The organism is Pseudokineococcus marinus (assembly GCF_013004605.1).
Taxonomy (GTDB): Bacteria; Actinomycetota; Actinomycetes; order Actinomycetales; family Quadrisphaeraceae; genus Pseudokineococcus; species Pseudokineococcus marinus.
Genome location: NZ_JABEMA010000421.1, coordinates 1 through 2098, shown reverse-complemented (window position 1 = coordinate 2098; position 2098 = coordinate 1). Strand labels below are relative to the sequence as shown.

General features: G+C 79.5%; 2 protein-coding genes. Both read right to left on the bottom strand.

Features of this window, described 5'->3' with window-relative positions; genetic code table 11:
* Positions 1-1337 (bottom strand): Mur ligase family protein (locus HLB09_RS16175; protein ID WP_171204335.1); only part of this gene is annotated, 1337 nt, incomplete at its 3' end.
* An 82-nt stretch (positions 1338-1419) separates the two neighbouring features.
* Entirely contained in the window at positions 1420-2001 is a 582-nt protein-coding gene (locus HLB09_RS16170; protein WP_171204334.1) for a GNAT family N-acetyltransferase, read from the bottom strand.
* Between the last annotated feature and the right edge of the window lie 97 nt (positions 2002-2098).

Genomic DNA, 2098 nt, shown 5'->3' with positions numbered 1-2098 from the left:
GCGTCGCGCGCGCCGCGCACGACGAGGGCGCGCAGCCGGGCCGGGTCGTCGTCGTGCGCGCCCTCGTCGGTGACGACCACGACGTCCGCGAGGCCGCCGGCGGCCCGCCCGAGCGGCACGGCCTTGCCGGGGTCGCGCCCCCCGCGCTGACCGGTGACGACGATGAGGCGTCCGCTGGTCGTCGACCGCAGGTGCCGCAGCGCCCTCTCGACGCCGTGTGCGTTGTGGGCGAAGTCGACGAGCGCCCGGAAGGGCTGGCCGCCGTCGACGGGCTCCAGGCGGCCGGGCACGCCCGCGAGCCCCTCGACGCCGCGGACGGCGGCGTCGGCGTCGGTGCCCGTCGAGAGGAGCGCCGCGAGCGCCGACAGGGCGTTGTCCGCCTGGTGCTCGCCGAGGAGCCGGAGGCCGACGGCCCGGTCGGTGCCTGTGCCCGTCCCTGCGCCAGTACCGGGGCCCCGGAGGCGGAAGCGGGTGCCGGACGTCGAGGCCCGCACGTCGACGGCGGTCCAGTCCGCCCGCCGCCCGCGGGCCGAGGTCGTGACGAGCGGCACCTGCCCGGCGTCCGTGACGCGGCGGGCGAGGCGGCGTCCCCACTCGTCGTCGAGGCTGACCACGGCCAGCTGGGAGCGCTCCGGCGCGAAGAGGCGAGCTTTCGCCTCGAGGTAGGACTCCATGTCGCCGTGGAGGTCGAGGTGGTCGGGAGCGAGGCCGGTGAAGACGGCCGCCCGGAAGCGCGTGCCGTCCACGCGGTGCAGGGCGAGCGCGTGGCTGGAGACCTCCAGCGCCACCCGCTCGACCCCCGCGTCGCGGAGCGCACCGAGGTCGCGCTGCAGGTCAGCCGCCTCCGGGGTCGTCAGGGTGGCCGGGCGCTCCCCCCAGGGGCCCCGGGCGACCAGGCCGCTGAGCAGGCCCGAGCTCGCTCCGGCGGCGGCCATGCCCGCCTCGAGCAGGTGGGTCGTCGAGGTCTTGCCGTTCGTGCCCGTCACGCCCACCACGCCGAGGTCGGCCGAGGGGTGGCCGTGCAGCCAGTCCGCCAGCACCCCGGCGACCCTGCGGGGGTCCGGGACGAGGAGGGTCGGCAGGCCGGGGCAGGCCCGGTCGCTGACGGCGGCCAGCGCACCCCGGGCGACGGCGACGCGGCTGTGGTCGGCGCCGTGCCGACCTCCTCCTCCCGGCAGCGCCAGCCAGACGTCACCGGGCCCGACGACGCGGGAGTCGTGGTGCAGACCCGTGACGCGTGCGGCTGCGGGCGCGTCGCCGAGGTGCGCTCCCAGGCGGGTCGCCAGGTCGCCGAGGGTCGGCCGCGGGTGGCCGGGGGGCGCGGGCGATGACGTCACCGCCCCAGCCTCCTGCCTCGTCGCGGCTGCCGCGCGGGAGGGGGCGGGCACCGGGCGCACCCGCAGCGCGGGCGGCTGGCCCTCAGCGGACGAGGCGCCCCAGGAGGGCGGCCGGCAGCGGGCGGTCGGCGGACAGGACGACGACGGCGCCGGGGTCGGGGCTGCGCCGGTCCGGCCCGCGCCAGGCCTCGGCGAGGCCCAGGCGCTCGATCGTCCGGCGCGACGGGATGTTCGCCTCCGCGGCGAAGGCGGTGACGGGCAGGTCCGGTCGGACCCGCTGCGCGGCAGCGAGGCCGGCGCGACCGACCTCCTGGGCGTAGCCCCGGCCCTGGTGGGCCGGGGCCAGCCGGAAGAAGAGGTTCCAGGCGCGTCCCTCGCCGGGGAGGTCGCAGCCGCCGAGGCCGATGACCTCGCCGTCGCGCCCTCCGCCGTGGTCCTCGTCGTGCCGGTCCCCGGGAGGGGGACGCAGACGCACGACCCAGCAGCCCGCGCCGTCGCGCGCCCAGCGCTCCGCGAGCCGGGCGACGAAGCCGGGCAGCTCCTCCGGCGGCCGCCGCAGCGACGGGTCGAGGGCCCACGTGCGCGGGTCGGCGTAGACCGCCGACGCCAGCGCGGGGACGTCGGCCGCGGTCGGGGGAGTCAGCAGGAGGCGCTCGGTGAGCACCCGGCCCGTCGCCGAGCCGCTGCCCGCCGACCTACCGGCCCTCGACCCGCTGCCGTCGGGGGCGCCCCGGCCGCCGCTCACAGCAGCGCGCGCACGG